This window comes from Vibrio sp. D420a (genome assembly GCF_030248625.1).
Lineage (GTDB): Bacteria > Pseudomonadota > Gammaproteobacteria > Enterobacterales > Vibrionaceae > Vibrio > Vibrio fortis_A.
On record NZ_JAHGAN010000024.1, the window covers coordinates 1 to 22839 of the forward strand.

Sequence of the window (22839 nt, forward strand, 5' to 3'; positions counted from 1 at the left end):
TAGGAAAATGCCCGAGTTTGAAAGGAAAGTGCTCGATTCATTGCGAGAACCGCTGGAATCTGGAGAGATCATCATCTCACGGGCTGCGGGCAAAACGCGTTTTCCTGCTCGTTTCCAATTGGTCGGTGCGCTAAACCCAAGCCCAACGGGCTACTATGAGGGCAATCAAGCGCGTGCGAATCCACAGATTATTTTGCGTTATTTGAATAGGCTGTCTGGACCGCTATTAGATCGCTTCGATATGTCATTGGAGATCCCTCTACTTCCCAAAGGTATGCTCGCTGAGGGGGGCGATCGGGGTGAGGGGACACAGGTCGTTAAGCAGCGTGTGGTGGATGCAAGGTCGACCATGGTCGAGCGAGGGGGAAAGCCTAATGCACTGCTGACCAGCCGTGAAATTGAAAAGCACTGCCCACTCGATAAGCAAGATGCTCAATTCTTGGAGACGGCGCTGCATCGGCTTGGATTATCAATTCGTGCTTATCATCGCATCATCAAGGTTGCCCGCACCATTGCTGACCTTGAGGGGAGCGAACAGATTCACAAGAAGCATCTTTCGGAGGCGTTGGGGTATCGAGCTATGGACAGGTTGTTGAAGCAGTTGACGGCACAGGCGGTATAGCCAACAAAGCGGCTATACCGATGCGCTTGGATTAGAACTTGTAGTTCATACCAACTGAAACGATGTATTGAGACTCATCGTAGAAGGTGATGTTGGAATCACTGGTGCCGTAGCCTGCCAATGAAATGAATGACCAGTTATCCCAGTTCATGAACTTTTCATATTCATACGCGGCAAACAGATTGATGTTGTCATCACTGCGAACCGTGTTGTTGAACAAAGAGTTGCCAGCATCGTAATCTCGCTGACTATAACCTGCGGTTAGTGCGTATTGGTGACGGCCCGCAGCACCAAACAAACTAACCTCAGCACCGATTTGGTCATAAGATTCAGCACTGCCATCAGCATCGCGAGATTGATAGATTATCGATGGTACTAGCATCATGCTGCGGCTCAGAGGCTGTCGATATTGGCCTTTCAAGTAGAAAGTATCCGCATCACGCTTTAGCTCGTCAGGCACATTATCTTGTTCAACATCTTTGGTGGCGTAGGCCATATCCAGTGAGAATGGTGAACCTGCGATACTGCTCAGTTTTAAACGAAAGGCGTTCCCCTTCTCGTCAGTTTTTGAACGAGGACCTGTTGTGTCATACGGGTCAGCCCAAGTCTCGCCGGACATAATGGTTGGTAGGATTGAAGCATCAATCACCATTCCTGATTGCAGCTGATACTTGTAGCCAACTTCAAGTACTACAGTACCTGTTGCGATATCGTCACGAGCGGTACCCGTATAAACCTGGTGATTTAAGCGCTCACCAAAGGTGTAAGCTATGCTGCCCAGTGGAGCGACTAAGAAAGAGCTTTCTGAAGACGCTTTTTGGTCAGTCGACGTGATGGTGCTATCGCCGTCGGTATTGAAGTTTGAAGTAGACGAGGTGACCCCAGCATTCAGGGAGATTTCACCGCTGATGCCTTGCTCATCGGCAAGCTTGGCAAAGGCAGGGGTAGCTGCAATGCTCAAAGCTAAAAACGTGATTTTTAATTTCATTCGCGGGGCTCCTTGCCCAACCTGTTAGTGATTAGTGAAAAACTATAGATAGTCCAAATACTAAAAGGTTCCTGATTAATTTTTTATCAATGATGCTTTTTGAGCATAGCAAAGAAAAAGGAAGCCGAAGCTCCCTTTTTTCAATGAGTTATTTCTTCAATAAGAAATTAACCAGTGCAAAATATTCATCAAGAGAGTTGATACCTTGCGCATCGACTAGGTAACGGTTATTAACCACAACCGCTGGAACGCCTGAAAGACCGCTGTCTTTGAATGCTTTATCGAAGCGACGCACCATAGAGTCAACCGCGAAGCCTTTGTATGCTGCATCGAACTTCTTCGCATCAACACCTTCATCTAGGAAGATTTGACGTAGCTCTTCTTCGTCGCGAGGCGCTTTGTTCATGTTGTGGATGCGGTTAAACATTACAGGCACCATCTTATCTTCTACTTTTAGCGCGATCATGGTCGCGTATGCCTTGCTCATAGGCTTACCCATAGCGCCACCCATGAAAGATACATGGTTTTTCTGAAGCTTAACGCCCTCAGGAAGTTGTTTTTTTAGCTGCTGAATGATTGGTTCAAAGCTATTACAGTGTGGGCAGTAGAATGAGAAAAACTCAGTAACAACTGGCTTTTTAGAAGGCTCTAGGTCTAGAACCTTATAGTGCTCACCTTCGTTAAATTGCGCTGCGTGAGCCGATAAGCTCAGCATAACCAATGAGAAAAATGCGAATAGCTTTTTCATTTATTCAATCTCCATTATGTTTGAATTTTTTGTTTGCTATCAGTGTTGCCTTACCACTGAGGCATTAACGAAAGTGGTGGCTCCTGTAGGGTAGCAATCTGCTCTTTACAAGCAAGTACTTGTTGCTCCCAGTATTTCGGGTCATTAAACCATGGAAATGCAATTGGGAAAGCAGGGTCTTGCCATCGCTTTGCTAACCATGCCATGTAATGCACCATACGTAGACCGCGCAGTGGCTCAATTAGTTTCAATTCTGCACTGTTAAAGTCACAAAACTCTTGATAAGCCTCCAATAAAATATCGAGCTGCATCAGTTTATCTTGGCGTTCGCCGTTGAGTAGCATCCACAGGTCTTGGATAGCAGGGCCATTGCGCGCATCATCAAGGTCGACAAACATCGGCCCGTCACGCCACAAAATGTTGCCTGGGTGGCAATCGCCATGCAGGCGAATAATTTTACTTGAGTCAGACCACTGCTCTTCTAGTGCATTGATCAACATATCAAGATCATTGAAGAATGCCGATTCGATGTGTGCAGGGATAAAGCGTGAATTCTCAAGGATTTTGCGTGGTTGATGCAGATACTCGTCGAGACTAATAGTCGGACGGTACTGAAATAGCTTTTCCGAGCTTGCTTTATGAATGCGTCCGAGAAAGCGACCGACGCCTTCCAACTGATCGAGATTATCCACTTCGTACTGACGCCCGCCAACACTATCAAATAGCGCAAAGAGATAGCCTTGATACTCATGTAGGGTTTGACCGTTGATCTTAATCGGTGGTGCAACCGGAATCTCTTGTTCAATCAAGTCGAGTGCGAAATCATGCTCTTCTTGGATCTGTTCTTTAGTCCAGCGTTGTGGGCGATAGAACTTCACAACGTAGCGCTTGCGATCTTCATCGCTAAATTGATAGACGCGGTTCTCGTAGCTATTGAGCGCCAATAGGCCTGACTCGGCACGAACCCCAATGCTTTCTAGGGCGTACCACATGAAGTCAGGCGTCAGGTTGTCAAAGTTAAAAGCTTGTTCAGTCATAAAAATAAAAAAGGCTCATTACTGAGCCTTTTTCCATTGATTGGTTGAAATACCGAGTGGTAATCCACTAGATATTAGAGCTTTTTGATAAAGCGGCTTTCAACTTCCATCGTAAACTCTTCATTATCCGAGAGTATAAACTGAATCGTCGAAACTGGTGAGCTGAGTTTTTCGGGATCGGCCCCCAAGCTGATCGGCAGGTTAAGTACTTCACCTGGATCTACAGCAACGGTCTGCTTACCGTACCAGATCGCTTCTGGTAGTCCGTTGACGCTTAAATCATACTCTTGAACCTGTTGGGTTTTGTTGATGATTTTGAGTGTGTAGGTGTTCTCAACAAAGCCTTGAGTGTTGATTCTGAACAGTTGGTTTCGGTCTCGAAGCACGGTTAAACCTGCTGGGTCGACACTCGCCACCTGCACAAAGAACAAACCAATCATCAGCAGCAGCACGCCACCATAACCCAGTAGCTTAGGTCGCATGACCTTAGTGTTGTGACCTTCTAGACGGTGTTCAGTGGTGTAGTTGATTAGGCCTTTCTCGTAGCCCATGCGATCCATGGTTTGGTCACAGGCATCGATACAAGCGCCACAGTTAATACACTCATATTGCAGGCCATCACGGATATCAATACCCGTCGGACACACCTGCACACATAAATTACAGTCGATACAGTCACCCAAGCCCAGTGCTTTAGGATCGGCTTTGCGCGAACGAGGGCCACGGCTTTCACCACGCTCTGTGTCGTAGCCAACAATAAAGGTGTCTTTATCAAACATCGCAGATTGGAAACGTGCATATGGACACATGTGTAGACACACGATTGAACGCATCCAACCCGCATTAGCGTAGGTACAGCCAGCGAAGAACAGAACCCAAAATACCGGCCAAAACGAGGCGTCGAAGGTAAAGAAACCAACCACCAGCTCTTTTACTGGAATAAAGTAGCCAACGAAGGTGAGACCTGTTGCTAAGGCGATTGCCCACCATGCAATGTGCTTAATGGTTTTACGTAGCATCAGGTTCGGTGTCAGTTTGCCCGAATCTTGCTTTTTACGCTTGTTCGCTGAACCTTCAAGTTTCTCTTCAAACCAGATGTACATAAAGGTCCAAACGGTTTGTGGACATAGGTAACCACACCAAACACGGCCTAAAAAGGTGGTAATAAAGAAAAGGCCAAAGGCTGCGATCATGAACAAGATCGCCAACAGGGTCAGATCTTGAGGGTAAAGCGTGGTGCCAAAGAAATTAAACTGCTGATTACCAATATCGAGCAATATTGCTTGTCGCTCTCCAAACGGTATCCACGGGATTAACGCGAACAGTAGCAGTAGGAACCAGCCACCGTAGCGGCGCAGCTGTTGGAACTTACCCTTGCTTTCACGCACGTAGATGCGGTTATTGGGGTTAAATCGATCTCCATTACCTTTATGTGTCTTGGGATTAAAGGTTTTAGGAGTCACATCTTTGATATCGATTTTATCCTGACTCATGGACTATCCTTTTGATGGTATAGGTACCCTTTCTTGGTGTGGGCACTTTATGACATTGCTTTTAAGTAACTCTGCGGGAGAATCTTGCATACCGTAGCTTTGGTATATCACTGGACCCTATACACGCTACTCTTATTTTAGAAGATTCTTATGGGAGGCGATTATAGCGACAATACTGTTCTCATTTCTTTAACGCTATCAACCTTTAGCAACAAAACTCATAACAGTTGTGACGAAAAAATAGCGAACAGAAACAAAAAAGCGACCGAATGGTCGCCTTTAAACTAGTTGAGCTGAAACTGAGTAGGATTAGATGATGCCGCGTGCTTTTAGAATAGCGGTCTTGAAATCGTCTTCTTGGTCTTTTTTTAGACCTGGGATCATCTCGTCTTTCTGGCTGTTACGCATTTTCAGGTGGTAGATCAGTACGTCATCGGTGAGCTCTTCAAGTTTACCTTCGTAGCCTGCCTCTTTAGATAGCTTAAGGATGAACTCAAGCAGGTTTAGCTCTTGGTCTTTCTGCCACTCAGGCTCCATTAGCTCGATCAGCTCTTCAATGCGATGGCATTTCATTTCTATTCTCCACAAATTTTATAATGATTTGCAGTAAAGGTATCAAATCGGATACGGAATACCAATCCAACAGGCAAGAAAAAAGCGCAGTAAAAACTGCGCTTTTTGTTATGCGGCTTTAATTACTTTTGCAGAGCTAGACGTAAGCAGAGCAGTCTTCTCGACAAGAGTCATTGTTGGAGCCACGTTCTTTGCCGTTGGAGCAGCAACAAAGCCACTACGACGACGCATCGCACTACGGTTGGTGTGCGAAAACCTGACAGCTGTTGGTCGCATTGAGTTACCTAACGGTCAGGCATATCCATTGCCAATTTAATGGCCTGACCCAAAATGAGCTGCGCTTTAATTGCTTAAAGTTAGGCTCGTCTGGCTTTCGCCAATCCAATCATGAATCAGGATAATGATATGCGTGCATATCAATAACAGATTATCATCATCTGGTTGAACGATCGATGCTTGTTGGAAAAATTGCCGCCAATAACGGCTAAAATTGTGTGAGCAGTATATTTGAGTTTGAACCTCTTTCAGGCTTAAGATGGTGCTTTAAAGGAGGTGCATATGTCGTTCTTAAAGAAAACGCTAGCAAGTTTTGGTATCGGATCGGCGAAGGTAGATTCGGTACTCCAACAAGAAGTGCTTTACCCTGGCCGTAAAGCCAACATTATTGTGCACGTTTACGGTGGCTCCCAACCTCAAGAGATCGATAACATCGACCTCAATCTGTGCTGTCGTTACATCAAGGAAGTTCCAGTTAACCCCGATAAACAAGATCGAGGTCAGACGCGTCGCGTCCATCAAACGTATTCATTGGCGAAGTGGAGCTTGCCTTATGCTTTTACCATTGAGCCAGGTGAAACTCGCGACTTTGAGTGTGAGTTTGATGTGCCACTCAACACGCCAGTGACCATTGGTGATGCGAAAGTGTGGCTGGAAACCGGTTTAGACATCGCGATGGCTATCGATCCATCTGATAAAGATGTACTCACGGTACGTCCTGATGAGTTGCTTGATGGCATCTTTAATGAGCTTGAGGCACAAGGGTTACGCATTCGACAAGTCGAGTGTGAAGCGGTGGATGGCTTTGAGTTACCGTTTGTTCAAGAGTTCGAGTTTGTACCAACGACAGGGCCTTACCATGGCCGTTGGCGTGAGCTGGAAGTGGTAGCACACCGCGATGAGCAAGAGCTGAAAATGTGGTTTGAGATTGACCGCAACCGCGATGGTGCTAAAGGCATGTTAGCGAGCCTGCTTGGTGTCGGTAAGCTCAAACGCCAGCTAAGCATCCCTCTTGATACCTCGCCACAACAGGCGGGTGAGATGGTGATTGAGTATTTGGAGAGCGTCTCTTAGTCTCTCAATCCGGCGATAATACGGTCGATAAAAATTTAAGCTTACACGTGTAAGCTTAATGTGCAATACTAGAGTAAATGTTCGATTACTCTAGTAGGGTTCCCATGTCTGAAGCCAAAGTTAGTGAATACAGTGAAATAGAAGAGAGAGCCAATGCGATCACACACGGCCTTGGGGTGGTGTTGGGTATTGTTGGTTTAATTTTATTGCTCATCAAAGCCAATCAGTTCGACGCTGACTCACTGACCGTAGCGAGCATGGCAGCCTACGGCAGTAGTATTATCTTACTGTTTCTTGCTTCAACCCTATATCATTCAATCACCACCGCGAAAACTAAGCGCTTGCTAAAAACCCTCGATCACTGCGCGATCTATTTGCTGATAGCAGGCAGCTATACTCCCTTCTTACTAGTCAGTTTAAGAACTCCGCTGGCCTTTGGCTTAATGGGCGTAATATGGGCGATAGCCTTAGTCGGAATCGTGATGAAGATTGCCTTTGTGTATCGCTTTAAGCGCTTGTCGTTAGTCACGTACCTGGCAATGGGATGGTTGTCGCTGATAGTGATTTATCAACTAGCAAAGAGTGTGGAGTTGGGAGGTTTGATCCTGCTGGCTGTTGGCGGAATCATCTACTCTTTAGGGGTGATTTTCTATGTCGCTAAACGCATCCCATACAACCATGCCATTTGGCATCTATTTGTACTGGCAGGATGCGCCTGTCATTTCTTTGCGATCTATCTATACGTTACGCCAGTTTAGCGAGCCAGAACCTCCATTACTTCTGCTTGAAGTTGGTATTGGTCCTGTTTATCTACTGCTAGCTTAATCGATTTGCCTTCGGCACTGCTTTGTGGACGAAGGTAAGTTTCGGCCATACGCTTAATCGACTTCCAAGTATCTACTTGTTGCTCTGCCAACAGTTCTCCCTCTGTCGAGAACACTTTAACCTTCAGTGAAACAAAGATGATTGGCTGAGTACCTTGGTTAGTGATCGCTGTTGGAATGACGAGTTCACCATCTTGATAGCTTGCTGTGCCCAATAGGATATCGACCCCAGACTTAGACAGTTGCAGGCTTGGTTTAGTATCGTTGAGCTTAATCGTAGTACCAGTAACGGCGGTCGCAACAGGAATCGCCGCGATGCTTGGCTTCGCAGATGTACCCGAAGTCGTGACTTCAGATTCAACTTTGGTCGTCACATACTCCCATGTAAAGTCATCTTTAAGATTCACCTGTTTACCATCGGGTAGGGTGATCAGTTGATCGGCAAATGCAGTGCCGCTGAGTAGTGCGCTAGCCATTAATAGGTAAGATCGCATAGTGTTTTCCTTTTTAATGCTCAATTAACGACGCCAGAAAGCTGGGAAGAACAGTACCAACAGGGTTAGAATTTCCAATCTTCCCATCAGCATGCCAAAGCTTAGCAGCCATTTAGCGGCATCAGGCAGAGGTGCAAAGTTTCCAGTTGGACCAATCACGCTGCCCATGCCTGGGCCAACGTTGGCAACCGCAGTGATCGCGCCAGAAATGCTGGTGATGGGATCGAGCCCCATCGCACTCAATCCGCCGGCAATTAAGATAATAGTAATAAAGAACATCAAACCAAAAGCCACCAAAGAACGTACGATATCGTCGTTAACTGGGCGTTGGTTGTAGCGTTGAACAAACACACCGGAAGGGTGGATCAGCTTCATCATCTGTTTGTGTAGTAGCGTCATCGCGATCTGGAAACGGAAGATTTTGATACCACCAGAGGTCGACCCGGAACAAGCCCCTGCCATCATCAAGAAGGCAAACAGAGTCGTTGGTAGAGCGCCCCACGCAGTGAAGTCTTCCAAACCAAAACCTGTAGTCGTAACCACTGAGACGATATTGAACATCGACACGCGTAGTGCATCCATCATGGTGTATCCATCACGAATAACTAACCACATTGAAATCACAACACTCGAAGCAAGAAACAGGTAAGTAAAACCTCGAACCTGAGCATCTTTGTAGAGTGGGGCTAGCTTGCGTCCACGTAAAGCACTGACAAACAGCAGGAAAGGCAAGCCGCCTAGGAACATGAATAGGGTACCAACCCAGTGCGCACTGTTTGAGAAGTGGTTCATCGAGCCGTCAGAGGTCGAGTAACCACCTGTCGAGAGCGTGGTAAAGGCGTGATTAATGGCATCAAACATGCCCATGCCAGCGAAGAGGTAGCTGATAAAGCACAGTCCTGTAAGAACTAGATAGACCGCCACAATGTTCTTGGCCACGGTTTTCGCTCGTGGGCTACTTTTATCTGACCAATCTGAAGATTCAGTCTGGAACAGACGCATACCACCGACGTTGAGCATTGGTAGTACTGCTACTGCCATTACGATGAAGCCTACGCCACCAAGCCATTGCAATATAGATCGCCACAGCAAGATACTTGGTGCCATATTATCCAGCCCACTCAGTACTGTTGAGCCAGTAGTGGTAATCCCCGACATGGTCTCAAAGTAGGCATCGGTAAAGCTAATATGGTTGATGAACACAAACGGCAGTGCGGCAAATGCACTGGCGATTGTCCACACCAATGAGGTGATGAGGAACATGTCCCGCACGCCAAGCCTGAAGTGAGCAGTGCGACCAAGACTCAGGCAGATAAAGGCGATAACATGGGTGATCACCACCGATTGACCAAACTCTAGAAAGCCACCTGTCCCTGTAAAAAAAGCAACCAGAGTCGGTACATACATAAACAGGGCAAGTTTTGACAGTACTAGCCCAATAACCAACAGAATGGGGCGTAAATTAACCATGATGTTTTACAGGTGCGCGCTTACAAGAAGAACGGACTCGGTTGGAATAGCGATTCGACGTCTGGAACGTATTTCTTATCAACCAAGAACATCACCACGTGGTCATCCTGCTCAATCACAGTTCTATCATGGGCAATCAGTACTTCTTCACCACGAACAATTGCACCAATAGTGGTGCCCGGTGGCAGTTTAATATCACCAATGGCTCTGCCCACAACCTTAGAGGTGGTTTCATCACCGTGGGCGATCGCTTCAATCGCTTCCGCAGCACCGCGTCGTAGAGACGATACGTTGACGATATCGGCACGGCGCACGTGAGTCAGTAGTGCAGAAATGGTCGCTTGTTGTGGCGATATCGCAATATCAATCACACCACCTTGCACGAGATCGACATAGGCACCACGTTGGATCAGTACCATAACCTTCTTAGCGCCCATGCGCTTGGCTAGCATTGCTGACATGATGTTGGTTTCATCTTCATTGGTCAGTGCGATGAATACGTCTACTTGGTCGATGTTCTCTTCGGTCAGCAGCTCTTGGTCAGCAGCGTCACCACAGAATACGATGGTGTTCTCAAGCTCTTCAGAGAGTTTTTCAGCACGAGTGTAGCTGCGCTCAATTAGTTTGATGCTGTAGCTCTGTTCGAGGCGTTTGGCTAAGCTGGCTCCTATGTTACCACCACCGACAATCATCACGCGGCGGTAAGGCTTCTCAAGGCGTTGCAGTTCACTCATGACCGAGCGGATGTGGTTACTTGCCGCGACGAAGAACACTTCATCATCGGCTTCAATGATGGTGGTACCTTGAGGTCGAATTGGACGCCCTTGACGGAAAATAGCGGCTACACGAGTATCGATGTGAGGCATGTGCTCACGTAGAGCCGATAGTGCATTACCTACAAGAGGACCGCCGTAGTAGGCTTTTACTGCCACTAGGCTTACCTTTTGCTCGGCAAAACTTACCACTTGTAGTGCGCCTGGGTATTGGATTAGACGTTCAATGTAGCTGGTCACCAGCTCTTCTGGGGCAATAAGGTGATCAACCGGAATCGCACCAGATTTAAATAGGGCTTCTTTCTCTTCCAAGTATTCTGGAGAGCGAATTCGCGCAATTCGGTTAGGTGTATTAAATAGAGAAAAGGCGACCTGACACGCGGCCATGTTGGTTTCATCCATATTGGTTACCGCAACCAACATGTCTGCATCTTGAGCACCGGCTTCACGCAGGGTATTAGGGTGACTGGCGTAGCCATTGACTACCCTAAGGTCGTATTTGTCTTGAAGTTCACGCAGTCGGTCACCATCGCGGTCGACAATCGTGATGTCATTGTTTTCACCTACTAAGTTCTCAGCAAGGGTGCCGCCTACTTGTCCTGCACCTAGGATAATGATCTTCATAGCCTTTCTCTTATTATTTGTTATCTAACGCCTTGGTGGTTATACACCACAACGAAACAGCGGCTAAGAACCTCTTCTTAGCCGCTGCATAATTACGCTTGTTTTACTAACACTGCGTAGTAGAAACCATCCATATCTTCCTCACCAGGTAGAATTTGACGACCTGGTTGTTCGATATCGGAGCCGACAAGAGTTGCGTCGGTTGTGCGTTCAAGGAACGCTTTCACTTGGAGTACGTTCTCTTGTGGTGTGATAGAACAGGTTGCATACACCATAGTGCCACCTGCTTTCAGTTGCCCCCACATCGCGTCCATAATTTCACTTTGCAGTTCCGCTAGAGCCTCAATGTCAGAAGCTCGGCGCAGCCACTTGATATCAGGGTGGCGACGAATAACGCCAGTTGCTGAACATGGTGCATCAAGTAGGATACGGTCAAATTGAGCACCACTCCACCACTCTTGTGGGTAGCGTGCATCACCACAGATTACGTCAGCACGTAATTGAAGGCGCTCTAGGTTGTCGTAAACGCGGTCTAGGCGTTTAGCATCAGCATCGATCGCAACCACTTCAGTATCGTTAGTGTGCTCAAGGATGTGCGCGGTTTTACCACCTGGTGCAGCACAGCAGTCGAGGATTAGCTCACCGTCTTTTGGCGTTAGGTAATCAACCGACAATTGCGCAGCGGCATCTTGTACCGATACCCAACCCTTATCAAAGCCTGGTAGCAGAGTAACATCGCAAGGTGCAGATAATTTTATGGCATCTGCTGCTTGTGAGTGCAGGGTGTATTTAATGTTTTCGTTTTTAAGTAGCTCGGCATATTCATCACGAGTGTGGTGCTGACGGTTTACACGTAGCCACATTGGAGCCTTGCTGTTGTTCGCTTCTACAAGTTGCTCCCACTGATCTGGGTAGCTCTCTTGCAACATTTTTAGGATCCAGCTTGGGTGTCCGTATTTGCCAGCATTGTGGCTCGTCGCCGCCTCATCCAATGCTTCTTGGTCGCGTAAGTAGTTACGCAATACCGCATTGATCAGGCCGCTAAGATTTTGTCCACGCAGTGTTTTGGTTGCTTCCACTGTTTCACCGACTGCCGCGTGCGAAGGAATACGCATGAAGCTCAGCTGATAAATACCAACCAGAATTAGGTGGTGAAAAACACGTTTCTTGCCCTTTAATGGATTATCCATCAATTGGTTGGCGATAGACTCTAGGCGAGGTAGGTAGCGTAGAGCGCCGTAACAGATCTCTTGCAATAGAGCATGGTCTCGTGGGCGGATCGTTTTTTGAGCCGCAGGTAGAGCGTGTGAAAGAGAGTGGCCTTTATCGACAACTTGGAATAGGACATTGGCAGCAGCAGCGCGAACATTCATGGGGAATACCGACTATTTTATTGAATACATGAGGACATCTCTGCCCTCGTAAAGGTTGTAGACTGTGTTACTTACAGTCGTGCAAGGGTTAGACGAGCTGTGTGCCCACTTCAAACCAGCTTGCTCTTGAGTTCAAGATATCTTGAACTGACATTGCTTTCTTGCCCGGTACTTGTAGCTGTTCGAGAACAAGTACACCTTGTCCTGTTGCTACGTAAATACCGGTTTTGTCAGCTTGTAGAATCGTACCTGCTGGCTTATCTGAAGTTTGTTCAGCCACTCGGCTTTGCCATACTTTGATGCTGTTTTCTGCCGCTTCAAAGTGGCTCATTGGCCATGGGTTGAAGGCACGTACACAACGCTCAATATGAGCCGCATCGTTGCTCCAGTTGATACGCGCTTCTTCTTTACTTAGCTTCTTCGCGTAGTTTGCTAGTTCGTCGTCTTGTTTTTCAGCGACAGCCGTTCCGGCTGCGATATCCGCTAGGCAGTCAACTAACGCATCTGGACCTAGACCAGCTAGCTTCTCATACATAGATGCGCTGGTGTCTGTTGCTTCGATTGGCAGAGTCGCGATATTAAGCATGTCGCCAGTATCTAGACCAATATCCATCTGCATGATGGTCACGCCTGTCTCTGCATCACCTGCCCAGATAGAGCGTTGAATTGGAGCTGCGCCACGCCAGCGTGGCAAGATAGAGCCATGGACGTTGATACAACCTAAGCGAGGGGTATCAAGGACTGCTTGAGGTAGCAATAAACCATAAGCGACTACTACCATGATATCGGCATTGAGGTCAGCTAACTCTTGTTTAGCTTCATCCGACTTGAAGTTTTCCGGCTGGTAAACAGGGATATCATTTTCAAGGGCAATGTTTTTTACTGGACTCGCAGTGAGTTTTTTACCGCGACCTGCAGGGCGATCTGGTTGCGTGTATACCGCAATAACTTCATGCTCCGAAGACAACAACGCCGCCAAGTGACGGGCGGCGAAATCCGGAGTACCTGCGAAGACAATTCTTAAAGACTGACTCAAGGTAGGCTTCCTTCTTATTAGGTTTTGCTAGCGCTTATTTTGCTTGTTTCTCGTTGAAACGCTTAATCTTCGCTAGTTTATCTTGAATACGTTTGCGCTTTAGTGGCGATAGGTAATCAACAAATAGTTTGCCTTCTAGGTGGTCAAGCTCATGTTGAACACAGATAGCTAATAGATCATCAGCGTCGAAGGTGTACTCTTTACCATCGCGGTCTAGCGCTTTCACGGTAACTTCTGCAGCACGAGGCACTAGTGCACGAGCACCAGGTACAGATAGACAGCCTTCTTCAATGCCATCTTCACCGCGTTTCTCGATGATTTCAGGGTTGATCAGCACCATTGGCTCATCACGTGTCTCTGAAATATCGATAACAACAATACGTTGGTGGAAATCAACCTGCGTTGCCGCAAGGCCGATGCCCTCTTCGTCGTACATGGTTTCAATCATGTCATCAACGAACTTTTGGATCTCTGGGGTAACTTCTTTTACCGGTTTCGCCACGGTACGTAGACGATCATCTGGTAATGTTAATACTTGTAATACAGACATATACACTCGAAATATTGAACTGTGCCGAAACAGCTTAAACCTTGTTGGCTCAATTCTAGACATTTTATAGGCCAAATGACAGCATCCTGAAGGTAATTCTACGATTAGATGTCATATACCCAGACCAAGGAACCGAGGTCATGCGCCATTTTTTAACGAGGTTATCGCTAGTTTTCTTGTCACTGTCAGGTGCTGCTGTGGCTCAAGAATCTCCAATACAGCTCAACATTAAGCAGGATGCTCCCAAAAGCTACATTGTTGAGAAAGGCGACACCTTATGGGATATCGCAGGAATGTATCTCGATAGCCCTTGGTTTTGGCCGCGTTTATGGCAAGTGAATCCGGATATAGAGAATCCTCACCTTATCTATCCGGGAGACAAGCTCTCATTGGTATGGCGCAACGGACAGCCTGTATTGAGTGTGAAACCGATAGTAAAGCTAAGCCCTAAGATTCGAGTTAGAGATAAAAGAGCGGTACCTACGGTTAATGAAGGGTTGGTCTTGCCCTATCTTCAATCAGATCGATTGGTGACCCAAGCGGATATAGAGTCAGCGCAACGTGTGTTGGGGACAAGTGATGGGCGTAAGTTTCTCACTGCTCAAGACCGCTTGTTTGTCTCTGGTCAACAGCAGCATCCAAGGTGGGGAATCTATCGTGCGGTAGCAACTTATCAACGAACCCAGCCAGCCTCCTCAATCGTGTCTTTGCGCTTGGTAGCAACCGCGAAGCTTAGCGCAGTTGATGAGTCGTTCAGCAGCTTAAAGGTTGACTCGCAGCTGCAAGAAATCCTGATTAATGATGTTGTTCTCCCTGAATTAGCCTTAGATAAGAGTACGTTAACTACTACATTCTATCCTTCTCCTACGAAGATGGGACAACTTGCCAATATTGTTGGTTCTTTAGAGGGAGCCAAATTCAGTGCCAAAAATCAGGTTGTGGTGATAGACAGGGGGACTGATGATGAACTGCGTCAGGGATCGATGTTCTCGCTTCGAGAGTCTGGTGCTGTGGTCTATGGTCAGCAGGGCGATTACAGCTATGACAGTAATGCTATGGGCAATAAAGTCCAGTTGCCGAATACCGAGATCGGCAACCTAATGGTGATAAGACCTTATCAACATTTTAGTTTGGCGCTGGTGACCCAAAGCAGCCAACCGATCAGTAGTGATACCTTGGCGGTGTCGCCGCTATCTATGGTCTTAAATCATTCTGCACAAGATATCGAACCATAGGATTACCAGATGACTGAGCAAGAGTTGGTGGCGTGGTTGAGGTTGAGCTTTGTCCCTAAGCTAGGAATGAAGCGCCTCAAACGCTTACTGGCTATCGACTCTCCACTTAATATTGTTAATTACTCACATGAGCAACTGCAGTCGTTAGGTTTCTCCGATTCTCAAATAACCTATCTTAAATTCAAAACAGAGCCACTGGTTGAAGAGTGCTTATCGTGGCAGGCGAAAAGCGCCAACCATCATCTTGTTACTCACCAGTGTGCCGCGTATCCACCAAGCCTGCGCCAGATAGCTAGCGCACCTAGTACACTGTTTGTGCGCGGTAATATCGCTACCCTTAGTGATCCTCAAATCGCGATGGTTGGCAGTCGTAATGCCAGTCTAGAAGGACTACAAACGGCCAAAGCATTTGCTCGAGAGTTCGCGCAGAGCGGTTTGATTGTGACTAGTGGCTTAGCGTTGGGTATTGATGGCTATGCCCATGATGGTGCTCTAGAAGGAGGTGGTGAAACTTTCGCGGTGCTTGGTTCTGGGCTAGATGCTATCTATCCAGCCCGTCATCGTAAACTGGCGCAACGGATTGAAGAGCAAGGCGCGCTAATCTCTGAATTTCGCCCCTCTGCTAAACCTCGTCCTGAAAACTTCCCGCGTCGCAATCGTATTATCAGTGGCTTGTCGCTAGGTACATTGGTGGTAGAAGCGGCAGAAAAGAGTGGTTCATTGATTACTGCTCGCTACGCATTAGAACAAGGACGAGAAGTCTTTGCCTTGCCCGGCTCAATACACAGCCCAACTAGCCGTGGAGGGAACAGTTTAATCAAGTCGGGCGCTTGCTTGGTTCAGAGCGCTCAAGATGTGCTTGTTGAAATAAAAAGCCTGTTAGATTGGTCTATTGAAGTACAACCCAGTCTGTTTGAAGCGCCGATAACCGACAATGCAAATGAACAATTGCCATTTCCACATCTGTTAGCTAACGTAGGGTTAGAGGCGACACCCGTTGATATTTTGGCACAGCGAACCCATATACCTGTGCATGAAGTCATGATGCAGCTCTTAGAGTTAGAACTTTTAGGGCATGTTGTTGCAGTTTCTGGTGGCTATATTCGAAAGGGGAGAGGCTAGCTATGATGATGGACATTCTGATGTACCTGTTTGAAACCTACATCCATAGCGATTCTGAATTGCAGGTGGATCAAGACGAGCTTGAAGAAGAGTTGCTTCGAGCAGGGTTTCACCAAGACGATATTTATAAGGCTCTTCACTGGTTAGAAGATCTCGCAGCACTGCAAGAAACCGATAGCCAAGCGGCGATCTCGGTCTCTTCGAATACCTCTATGCGTATTTATACTAAGCGAGAGATGGCGCGTATTAACCTCGAGTGTCGTGGTTTTCTTCTATTCCTTGAGCAGATCAATGTGCTGACCACTGAAATTCGTGAAATGGTCATTGATCGAGTGATGGGCCTTGAGACCAATGAGTTTGAGTTGGATGATCTCAAATGGATTATCTTAATGGTGCTGTTTAACGTACCGGGTAATGAGAGTGCTTACACGCAAATGGAAGAGCTGTTGTACACCAAAGAGCAAGGTATCTTGCATTAATACAGGCTTGTCATGAGTAGTAAGATTGATCATCAACTTTTCTCAGCTCACGAGCACGCGTTAGAACATGAGGCGTGCCCGCAGTGTGACGGAGAGTTGCAGCTGCGCCACGGTAAACACGGCCCTTTTATGGGGTGTACTCATTATCCTGAATGCGACTATATTAAGCCGTTGCATCAGAATGATGGGCATATCGTCAAAGAACTCGGTGTGCCTTGTCCAAAGTGCCAAAATGAATTGGTATTAAGGCAAGGGCGCTATGGCATGTTTATAGGTTGTAGTAGCTACCCTGAGTGTCATCACATTGAGTCGCTTGACCAACCGAAACAAGAGCAGCAATCTGCACCGCAAGTCGCCTGTCCAGAGTGTGGTAAGGGTCACCTTGTTGAGCGTAAGTCTCGCTATGGCAAACAATTCTTTGCGTGTGATAACTACCCTAAGTGTAAGTTTGCTGTCAATCAGCCGCCGATTATTGGCCGCTGTGAAGTGTGCCAGTATCCATTGCTGATGGAGAAGAAAACCGCCAAAGGCATCAAAAAGCAGTGTGCTGACCGAAAATGTCACCACATTCAAGAACAAGCATAAAAAACGGCGCTCAATGAGCGCCGTTTTTATTGGATTTTCATTTACTGCATCTGCACAGCAAAATCGTGGATCGCTGGGTAAGCCCTTTTATCTAAGATCTTAGCTAGACCGCAAAGCGTGCGTTGCAGTTCGGCATTGTAGTCAGCACTAACATTAATGTGCCCCATCTTACGACCTGCACGTTTTTCTTTGCCATACCAGTGAACATGACAACCGGCCTGCGCCAAGATCGCGTTAGGCAGAGTGTCCTCACCCAGGATATTGATCATCGCAGTCGGGCGAATCAGCTTTGTGCTTCCTAGAGGCATGCCACATACTGCGCGAAGATGATTTTCAAACTGACAAGTTTCAGCACCTTGCTGTGTCCAGTGGCCAGAGTTATGAACGCGTGGGGCAATCTCATTAACGAGCAGTGCACCTTGAACATCAAAGAACTCAAGAGCAAGTACACCTACGTAATCCAAGCGCTCAGCAACCGCAGTGAACATAGTCTTAGCTTGTTCCTGTAACTCAACATCATCAATCGCTGTTGATAGGCTCAGCACACCGTCGGTATGAACGTTTTCAGCCAGAGGGTACACCTGAATCTCACCATCTTTACCACGAGCACCAATTAAAGATACCTCACGATCAAATGGAACAAACTCTTCAGCCACAATCGCTTGGTTGTCGGTCGCCGCGATGCATTCTGCCATCTCAGTCCAAACGGTTTCTACTGCGTCTAAAGACTTAAGGCGCCATTGGCCCTTGCCATCATAGCCACCCAGTGTGCTTTTAAGCACCATTGGTAGGCCAACATGCGAGATAGCGTGGTCAAAGTCTTCGCGAGAGTTGATCACTGCGTATTTGGCGTTCTTCACGCCCGCTTGGTCGAGCAGAGCTTTCTCAAGACGACGGTCGCCGCCGGCTTTGATTGCTTCGGTAGTCGGTAGGAACTTACCACTGCGCTCACACGCTTCAAGCACATCATGAGGGATATGTTCGAATTCAGCCGTAATCACATCCGCACGCTCAATCGCATTCTCTAAGCCATTACCTAGAATCGCTTGCGTTAATGGGTGAACAATATTTTTGCTGCCAACATCAAAAGCAGAAATTTCAATATTCAGCGGTGCCCCAGCTAGGGACATCATGCGAGCAAGCTGGCCCGCGCCTAACACAAGAACATGCATGGGAATTAGTCCTCTGCAGGGTTTGGATTAGCTAGTACCGTTTCTGTTTGCTCAGAGCGGAACGCTTCTACTTTTGCCATCACATCTTCATTGTGCGTACCAATGATTTGTGCCGCGAGAATACCAGCGTTAGCTGCACCTGCTTCACCGATTGCCAATGTACCTACAGCAATACCTTTAGGCATCTGAACGATAGAAAGAAGTGAGTCCATGCCCTTTAGAGCTTTAGACTGTACAGGTACACCAAGAACAGGAACGCTAGTAAATGCTGCTGCCATGCCCGGTAGGTGAGCTGCGCCGCCTGCACCTGCAATGATCACCTTAATACCACGCTCTTTTGCGCTCGTTGCGTAATCCGCCAGTAGTTGAGGAGTACGGTGAGCAGAAACCACTTTTGTTTCGTACGCTACGCCAAATTGATCCAACATATCCGCTGCTAGCTTCATTGTTGGCCAATCAGATTTAGAACCCATGATAATACCGACAGTCATCTCAAACTCCTTCAGGTACGATTTGATTAAGTGATTAGATAATTTGCGCGCATTATACGGGGAAAATTGCTTAAGGAAAACGTTTGCGTCAGTCAAAGTTGCTATTTGATACATTTTATAAACAAATAGCTTTAGTAACAGTTAGTGATTATTTGTACACTTAAAGAGTTTAATAGCAGATATAGATGAGGCAAATCGTGGACAACTTTCAGCATACTTTACAGGCATTACAACAAGGTGAGGTGATCGCCTATCCAACTGAAGGTGTATTTGGTGTTGGTTGCGACCCTGATAACCCGCAAGCCATCCAGAAATTACTTGAACTTAAACAGCGTCCGATGGAAAAGGGCCTCATCCTAATTGCTGCCAGTTATGAACAATTGCTTCCTTATATCGATGAAAGTCAGCTGACCCCTGAGCAATTGGCAACGGTAAAATCGACATGGCCAGGCCCTGTTACGTGGATCATGCCAGCCAGCGCACAAGTGACGGATTGGGTAAGTGGTCAATTCGATTCAATTGCGGTACGTGTAACCGATCACCCTTTGGTACAGAAGATGTGTAATGCGCTTGGAAAGCCGTTAACCTCTACCAGCGCAAACCTATCGGGTGAGCCGCCGTGTATGACCACTGAAGAAGTGAAGCAGCAGCTTGGTTATAAGCTGGTGGCCATTCTTGAGGGTGAAACGGGAGGCCGTGATAAGCCGAGTGAAATCCGTGATGCAAAGACTTCTCAAATATTAAGACAGGGCTAAACCCTGCATAAAGGAAGAAACATGTCAGCAATTGATAAAGATGCGGTAAAGCAGTTCTTGCTCAACTTACAAGATTCGATTTGCCAACAATTAGAACAAGCCGACGGTGTTGCGGCGTTTGAAGAAGACGCATGGCAACGTGAACCTGGTGAGCGTCTTGGCGGTGGTGGTCGTACGCGCGTTATGACTAATGGTGCCGTATTTGAGCAGGGTGGTGTGAACTTCTCTCACGTCGCGGGTAAAGAGATGCCAGCATCAGCGACCGCACATCGACCAGAGCTTGCTGGCCGAAAGTTTGAGGCAATGGGCGTTTCATTGGTTATTCATCCTAAGAATCCATATATCCCAACCTCTCATGCCAATGTACGATTTTTCATTGCAGAGAAAGAGGGTGAAGCGCCTATCTGGTGGTTTGGTGGTGGTTTCGACCTGACCCCGTTCTACCCATTTGCTGAAGATTGCCAATCTTGGCACCAAACAGCGAAAGATCTATGTGCGCCATTTGGTGATGATGTGTATCAGCAGCATAAAGAGTGGTGTGATAAGTATTTCTACTTGCCTCATCGTGATGAGACGCGTGGTGTAGGCGGCTTGTTCTTTGATGATTTGAATGAGTGGGGCTTTGAGAAAAGCTTTGCTTACATGCAAGCGGTTGGTGAGGGTTATACTCAAGCTTATCTGCCAATTGTTGAACGAAGAAAAGAGACGCCTTACGGTGAACGTGAACGCGATTTCCAACTCTATCGTCGTGGCCGCTATGTTGAATTTAATCTAGTTTATGACCGTGGCACCCTATTTGGTCTACAAAGTGGTGGGCGTACTGAGTCGATTCTGATGTCGATGCCACCATTGGCCCGATGGGAGTATCGATATGAACCTCAAGAGGGTTCACCAGAGGCGCTACTGTACACAGACTATTTAAAACCTAGAGTTTGGTAAGACTTCCTTCCTTATAGGTATAGTGATAGGGTCATCATTCGATGACCCTTTTTCATAAGCTCTGTTAGGTAAGGATATGACACAGTACATAGATCGCTATGCCGTTTTTGGAAACCCAATTAGTCAAAGTAAATCACCATTTATTCATACGCTATTTGCTCGCCAAACGAACCAGCAACTTACCTATACATCTCAACAGCCTGAGCCCGGTGATTTTCTCAATGCAGCGAAAGACTTCTTTGGCAATGGGGGTAAAGGCTGTAACGTCACAGCACCGTTTAAAGAAGACGCATACCAATTTGCGGATCGTCTAACTGAGCGAGCTCAACTAGCTGGCGCCGTGAATACGCTTAAAAAGCTTGATGATGGCGAGATCATTGGTGACAACACCGACGGTGAAGGGCTCGTCCAAGATTTATTGCAGCACCAAGTAGTATTAAAAGACGCTCGTATTCTGTTGCTTGGAGCTGGCGGTGCAGCAAGAGGAGTGATTAAGCCATTGCTTGACCACAGTCCTCGCCAATTAGTGATTGCCAACCGCACTGCTTCTAAAGCACAACTACTCGCAGAAATGTTCACTTCATTTGGTAATGTCTCTGGCATTGGACTTGATGAGGTGAATGAAGGCTTTGATGTGATCATTAACTCTACTTCTTCAGGGTTGAGCGGTGAACTGCCACAAGTGTCCACCGAGATATTTACACCAACAAGTACCGTTTATGACATGGTCTATGGTTCGGGACATACGGTCTTTAATCGCTGGGCATTGGATAATGGTGTCCATGCCGCTTACGATGGCCTAGGCATGCTAGTGGGTCAGGCGGCTGAAAGCTTTATGTTGTGGCGTGGTCTAAGACCGGGTACAAAGCAAATCCTCAGAGAATTAAGAAAGAACCTAGAGGCTTAATAATGAATCAGTCAATTTTGTTTCCTGATATCCAAACCTGGGATGCAGAGAATAAATGCGTCGTTTTCCCTGCTCAACAAAGTGGCGCACTTATTGAGTGTACTATTACCCTAGAAGAGCTAGGAAAATTGGCAGGACGTGAAGTAACAAATGAGCAAGCCATTGAGGTGTTCAGTGAGTTGCGTTTTGACTTAGAAGAACTAGTAGAAGAGTTAATAGAAGAAGAGGAGTTTAACTCCTCTGGTCAAATCGAGATTCAAGCGTCTTAAACAGGGCGAACTGAATCTAGATAGTCATTTTTGTTCTGAACATAGTTGTCGGCAGACTTCTGGAGAAAAGCACGTTCTTTATCTGTTAAAGGACGTGCTTGTTTTACTGGGCTTCCCACATATAAATAGCCGCTCTCTAAAACTTTGTTTGGCGGAACTAAACTACCAGCACCAATCATTACTTCTTGCTCTACGACAACATTGTCTAGAATGATCGCTCCCATTCCTACCAATACCCGATCTTGAATGGTGCAACCATGCAACATCACCTTATGGCCAATCGTGACATCATTACCGATAATCAAAGGGTAGCCGTCAGGATTCTCCTTGTTTTTATGGGTGACATGAAGAACTGAACCATCTTGGATATTTGTACGTTGACCAATATGGATATGATTAACATCGCCTCTTGCTGCAACCAAAGGCCAAACACTAGAGTCGTCACCAATCTTGATATCACCAACTAATACAGCGGTTTCATCTATATAGACATCTTGGCCTATTTTCGGTGCGATACCTTTATAACTGCGTATAGAACTCATAAATCCTCCTTTATATAGCTAGCTTAAGAGCATTATTGGGTCTCTGACTAGGATAAATGGCCGTTTTTGAGTGTTTTTTATCCGAACAATTAAAAAAAGCAAAAAAACTTAAAAAAGGGCTTGCCAATGTGATCGCAATCTCTATAATGCCACCTCGCTGACACGGGATGGCTTCGCAAGAAACCAGAACGATTCAGCAAGCCAAATTAGCCAAGCTAAGCGCTTGAAAAAAGTTTTGAAAAAAGTGGTTGACACTAAAACTTAAATCGCTAAAATGGCCGTCCGATTTGAGCGAAGCTCAAAAAGGAAAAGCTCTTTAACAATTTAAACCTATCAATCTGTGTGGGCACTCGTTGATGAATATCAAAAAATGAAACTTCGGTTTCAA

General features: G+C 46.6%; 26 protein-coding genes. 11 read left to right on the top strand and 15 right to left on the bottom strand.

What is annotated here, in order from left to right; translation table 11 throughout:
• Window positions 1–622: ATP-binding protein (locus tag KI743_RS16880; RefSeq protein ID WP_285467383.1), on the top strand; the 622-nt coding region annotated here is incomplete at its 5' end.
• A 31-nt stretch (window positions 623–653) separates the two neighbouring features.
• Here the strand turns inward: KI743_RS16880 and KI743_RS16885 are convergent.
• The 6 genes from KI743_RS16885 to KI743_RS16910 all read right to left on the bottom strand — a co-directional run bounded on the left by KI743_RS16885 (window position 654) and on the right by KI743_RS16910 (window position 5737).
• Window positions 654–1610, bottom strand: a complete 957-nt coding sequence (locus tag KI743_RS16885; protein WP_285467384.1) for a DUF2860 domain-containing protein — start codon at window positions 1608–1610, stop codon at window positions 654–656.
• 148 nt (window positions 1611–1758) lie between these two features.
• Complete coding sequence (locus tag KI743_RS16890) at window positions 1759–2358, bottom strand: thiol:disulfide interchange protein DsbA/DsbL (protein ID WP_032548655.1); 600 nt, start codon at window positions 2356–2358, stop codon at window positions 1759–1761.
• A gap of 50 nt (window positions 2359–2408) precedes the next feature.
• Window positions 2409–3395, bottom strand: a complete 987-nt coding sequence (locus KI743_RS16895) for a serine/threonine protein kinase (RefSeq protein ID WP_285467386.1) — start codon at window positions 3393–3395, stop codon at window positions 2409–2411.
• 74 nt (window positions 3396–3469) lie between these two features.
• Complete coding sequence (gene ccoG / locus KI743_RS16900; RefSeq protein WP_285467387.1) at window positions 3470–4888, bottom strand: cytochrome c oxidase accessory protein CcoG; 1419 nt, start codon at window positions 4886–4888, stop codon at window positions 3470–3472.
• A 309-nt stretch (window positions 4889–5197) separates the two neighbouring features.
• Entirely contained in the window at window positions 5198–5461 is a 264-nt protein-coding gene (locus KI743_RS16905; protein WP_285467388.1) for a YihD family protein, read from the bottom strand.
• 108 nt (window positions 5462–5569) lie between these two features.
• Window positions 5570–5737, bottom strand: coding sequence for a hypothetical protein (locus KI743_RS16910; protein ID WP_167332336.1), 168 nt, complete (start codon window positions 5735–5737; stop codon window positions 5570–5572).
• 282 nt (window positions 5738–6019) lie between these two features.
• On the opposite strand from KI743_RS16910, the gene KI743_RS16915 reads away from it, so the two are divergent.
• Window positions 6020–6811, top strand: coding sequence for a sporulation protein (locus KI743_RS16915; protein WP_285467389.1), 792 nt, complete (start codon window positions 6020–6022; stop codon window positions 6809–6811).
• A gap of 104 nt (window positions 6812–6915) precedes the next feature.
• Window positions 6916–7569: a hemolysin III family protein gene (locus KI743_RS16920; RefSeq protein WP_152469485.1), complete on the top strand. Its 654-nt coding sequence runs from the start codon at window positions 6916–6918 to the stop codon at window positions 7567–7569.
• Here the strand turns inward: KI743_RS16920 and KI743_RS16925 are convergent.
• The 6 genes from KI743_RS16925 to def all read right to left on the bottom strand — a co-directional run bounded on the left by KI743_RS16925 (window position 7566) and on the right by def (window position 13955).
• Entirely contained in the window at window positions 7566–8129 is a 564-nt protein-coding gene (locus KI743_RS16925; RefSeq protein WP_285467390.1) for a DUF3157 family protein, read from the bottom strand. The two genes, KI743_RS16920 and KI743_RS16925, sit on opposite strands and share 4 nt — an antisense overlap.
• 24 nt (window positions 8130–8153) lie before the next feature.
• A complete protein-coding gene (locus tag KI743_RS16930; RefSeq protein WP_152469483.1) occupies window positions 8154–9599 on the bottom strand; it encodes a TrkH family potassium uptake protein in 1446 nt (481 codons plus the stop codon).
• Window positions 9600–9619: 20 nt separating this feature from the next.
• Window positions 9620–10996, bottom strand: coding sequence for a Trk system potassium transporter TrkA (gene trkA, locus KI743_RS16935; RefSeq protein WP_032548662.1), 1377 nt, complete (start codon window positions 10994–10996; stop codon window positions 9620–9622).
• Window positions 10997–11088: 92 nt separating this feature from the next.
• On the bottom strand, window positions 11089–12369 hold the full coding sequence (rsmB, locus tag KI743_RS16940; protein ID WP_285467391.1) for a 16S rRNA (cytosine(967)-C(5))-methyltransferase RsmB: 1281 nt from the start codon (window positions 12367–12369) through the stop codon (window positions 11089–11091).
• Window positions 12370–12457: 88 nt separating this feature from the next.
• Window positions 12458–13405, bottom strand: coding sequence for a methionyl-tRNA formyltransferase (gene fmt, locus KI743_RS16945; protein ID WP_285467392.1), 948 nt, complete (start codon window positions 13403–13405; stop codon window positions 12458–12460).
• A gap of 34 nt (window positions 13406–13439) precedes the next feature.
• On the bottom strand, window positions 13440–13955 hold the full coding sequence (gene def, locus KI743_RS16950) for a peptide deformylase (protein WP_032548665.1): 516 nt from the start codon (window positions 13953–13955) through the stop codon (window positions 13440–13442).
• A gap of 140 nt (window positions 13956–14095) precedes the next feature.
• On the opposite strand from def, the gene KI743_RS16955 reads away from it, so the two are divergent.
• Genes KI743_RS16955 through KI743_RS16970 form a run of 4 tightly spaced genes read left to right on the top strand, consistent with a single transcriptional unit; the run spans window position 14096 to window position 17376 of the window.
• Window positions 14096–15190 (top strand): LysM peptidoglycan-binding domain-containing protein, encoded by a 1095-nt coding sequence (locus KI743_RS16955; protein ID WP_285467393.1) that lies wholly within the window; start codon window positions 14096–14098, stop codon window positions 15188–15190.
• Between the two features lie 9 nt (window positions 15191–15199).
• Complete coding sequence (gene dprA / locus KI743_RS16960) at window positions 15200–16312, top strand: DNA-processing protein DprA (protein WP_285467394.1); 1113 nt, start codon at window positions 15200–15202, stop codon at window positions 16310–16312.
• A gap of 2 nt (window positions 16313–16314) precedes the next feature.
• Window positions 16315–16791, top strand: a complete 477-nt coding sequence (locus tag KI743_RS16965) for a DUF494 family protein (protein WP_032548670.1) — start codon at window positions 16315–16317, stop codon at window positions 16789–16791.
• A 12-nt stretch (window positions 16792–16803) separates the two neighbouring features.
• The gene (locus KI743_RS16970) at window positions 16804–17376 is read left to right on the top strand and encodes a type I DNA topoisomerase (protein WP_285467395.1); all 573 of its coding nucleotides are present in this window, start codon (window positions 16804–16806) and stop codon (window positions 17374–17376) included.
• 41 nt (window positions 17377–17417) lie between these two features.
• Here the strand turns inward: KI743_RS16970 and KI743_RS16975 are convergent, their stop codons facing one another.
• Window positions 17418–18548, bottom strand: a complete 1131-nt coding sequence (locus KI743_RS16975; RefSeq protein WP_285467396.1) for a 5-(carboxyamino)imidazole ribonucleotide synthase — start codon at window positions 18546–18548, stop codon at window positions 17418–17420.
• Window positions 18549–18553: 5 nt separating this feature from the next.
• Complete coding sequence (gene purE / locus KI743_RS16980) at window positions 18554–19039, bottom strand: 5-(carboxyamino)imidazole ribonucleotide mutase (RefSeq protein ID WP_032548673.1); 486 nt, start codon at window positions 19037–19039, stop codon at window positions 18554–18556.
• 197 nt (window positions 19040–19236) lie between these two features.
• Between purE and KI743_RS16985 the strand changes: the two genes are divergently transcribed.
• From KI743_RS16985 to KI743_RS17000, 4 genes are all read left to right on the top strand, one after another.
• Entirely contained in the window at window positions 19237–19794 is a 558-nt protein-coding gene (locus KI743_RS16985) for an L-threonylcarbamoyladenylate synthase (RefSeq protein ID WP_285467399.1), read from the top strand.
• Window positions 19795–19815: 21 nt separating this feature from the next.
• Window positions 19816–20733 carry an oxygen-dependent coproporphyrinogen oxidase gene (gene hemF, locus KI743_RS16990; RefSeq protein WP_150870660.1) on the top strand — a complete coding sequence of 306 codons (918 nt, stop codon included), beginning with the start codon at window positions 19816–19818 and terminating at the stop codon, window positions 20731–20733.
• Between the two features lie 76 nt (window positions 20734–20809).
• Window positions 20810–21640 (top strand): shikimate dehydrogenase, encoded by an 831-nt coding sequence (gene aroE, locus KI743_RS16995; protein ID WP_285467397.1) that lies wholly within the window; start codon window positions 20810–20812, stop codon window positions 21638–21640.
• A 2-nt stretch (window positions 21641–21642) separates the two neighbouring features.
• Entirely contained in the window at window positions 21643–21909 is a 267-nt protein-coding gene (locus KI743_RS17000; RefSeq protein WP_285467398.1) for a DUF1488 domain-containing protein, read from the top strand.
• Here KI743_RS17000 and KI743_RS17005 read toward each other — a convergent pair.
• Entirely contained in the window at window positions 21906–22451 is a 546-nt protein-coding gene (locus KI743_RS17005; protein WP_150870666.1) for a gamma carbonic anhydrase family protein, read from the bottom strand. The two genes, KI743_RS17000 and KI743_RS17005, sit on opposite strands and share 4 nt — an antisense overlap.
• Between the last annotated feature and the right edge of the window lie 388 nt (window positions 22452–22839).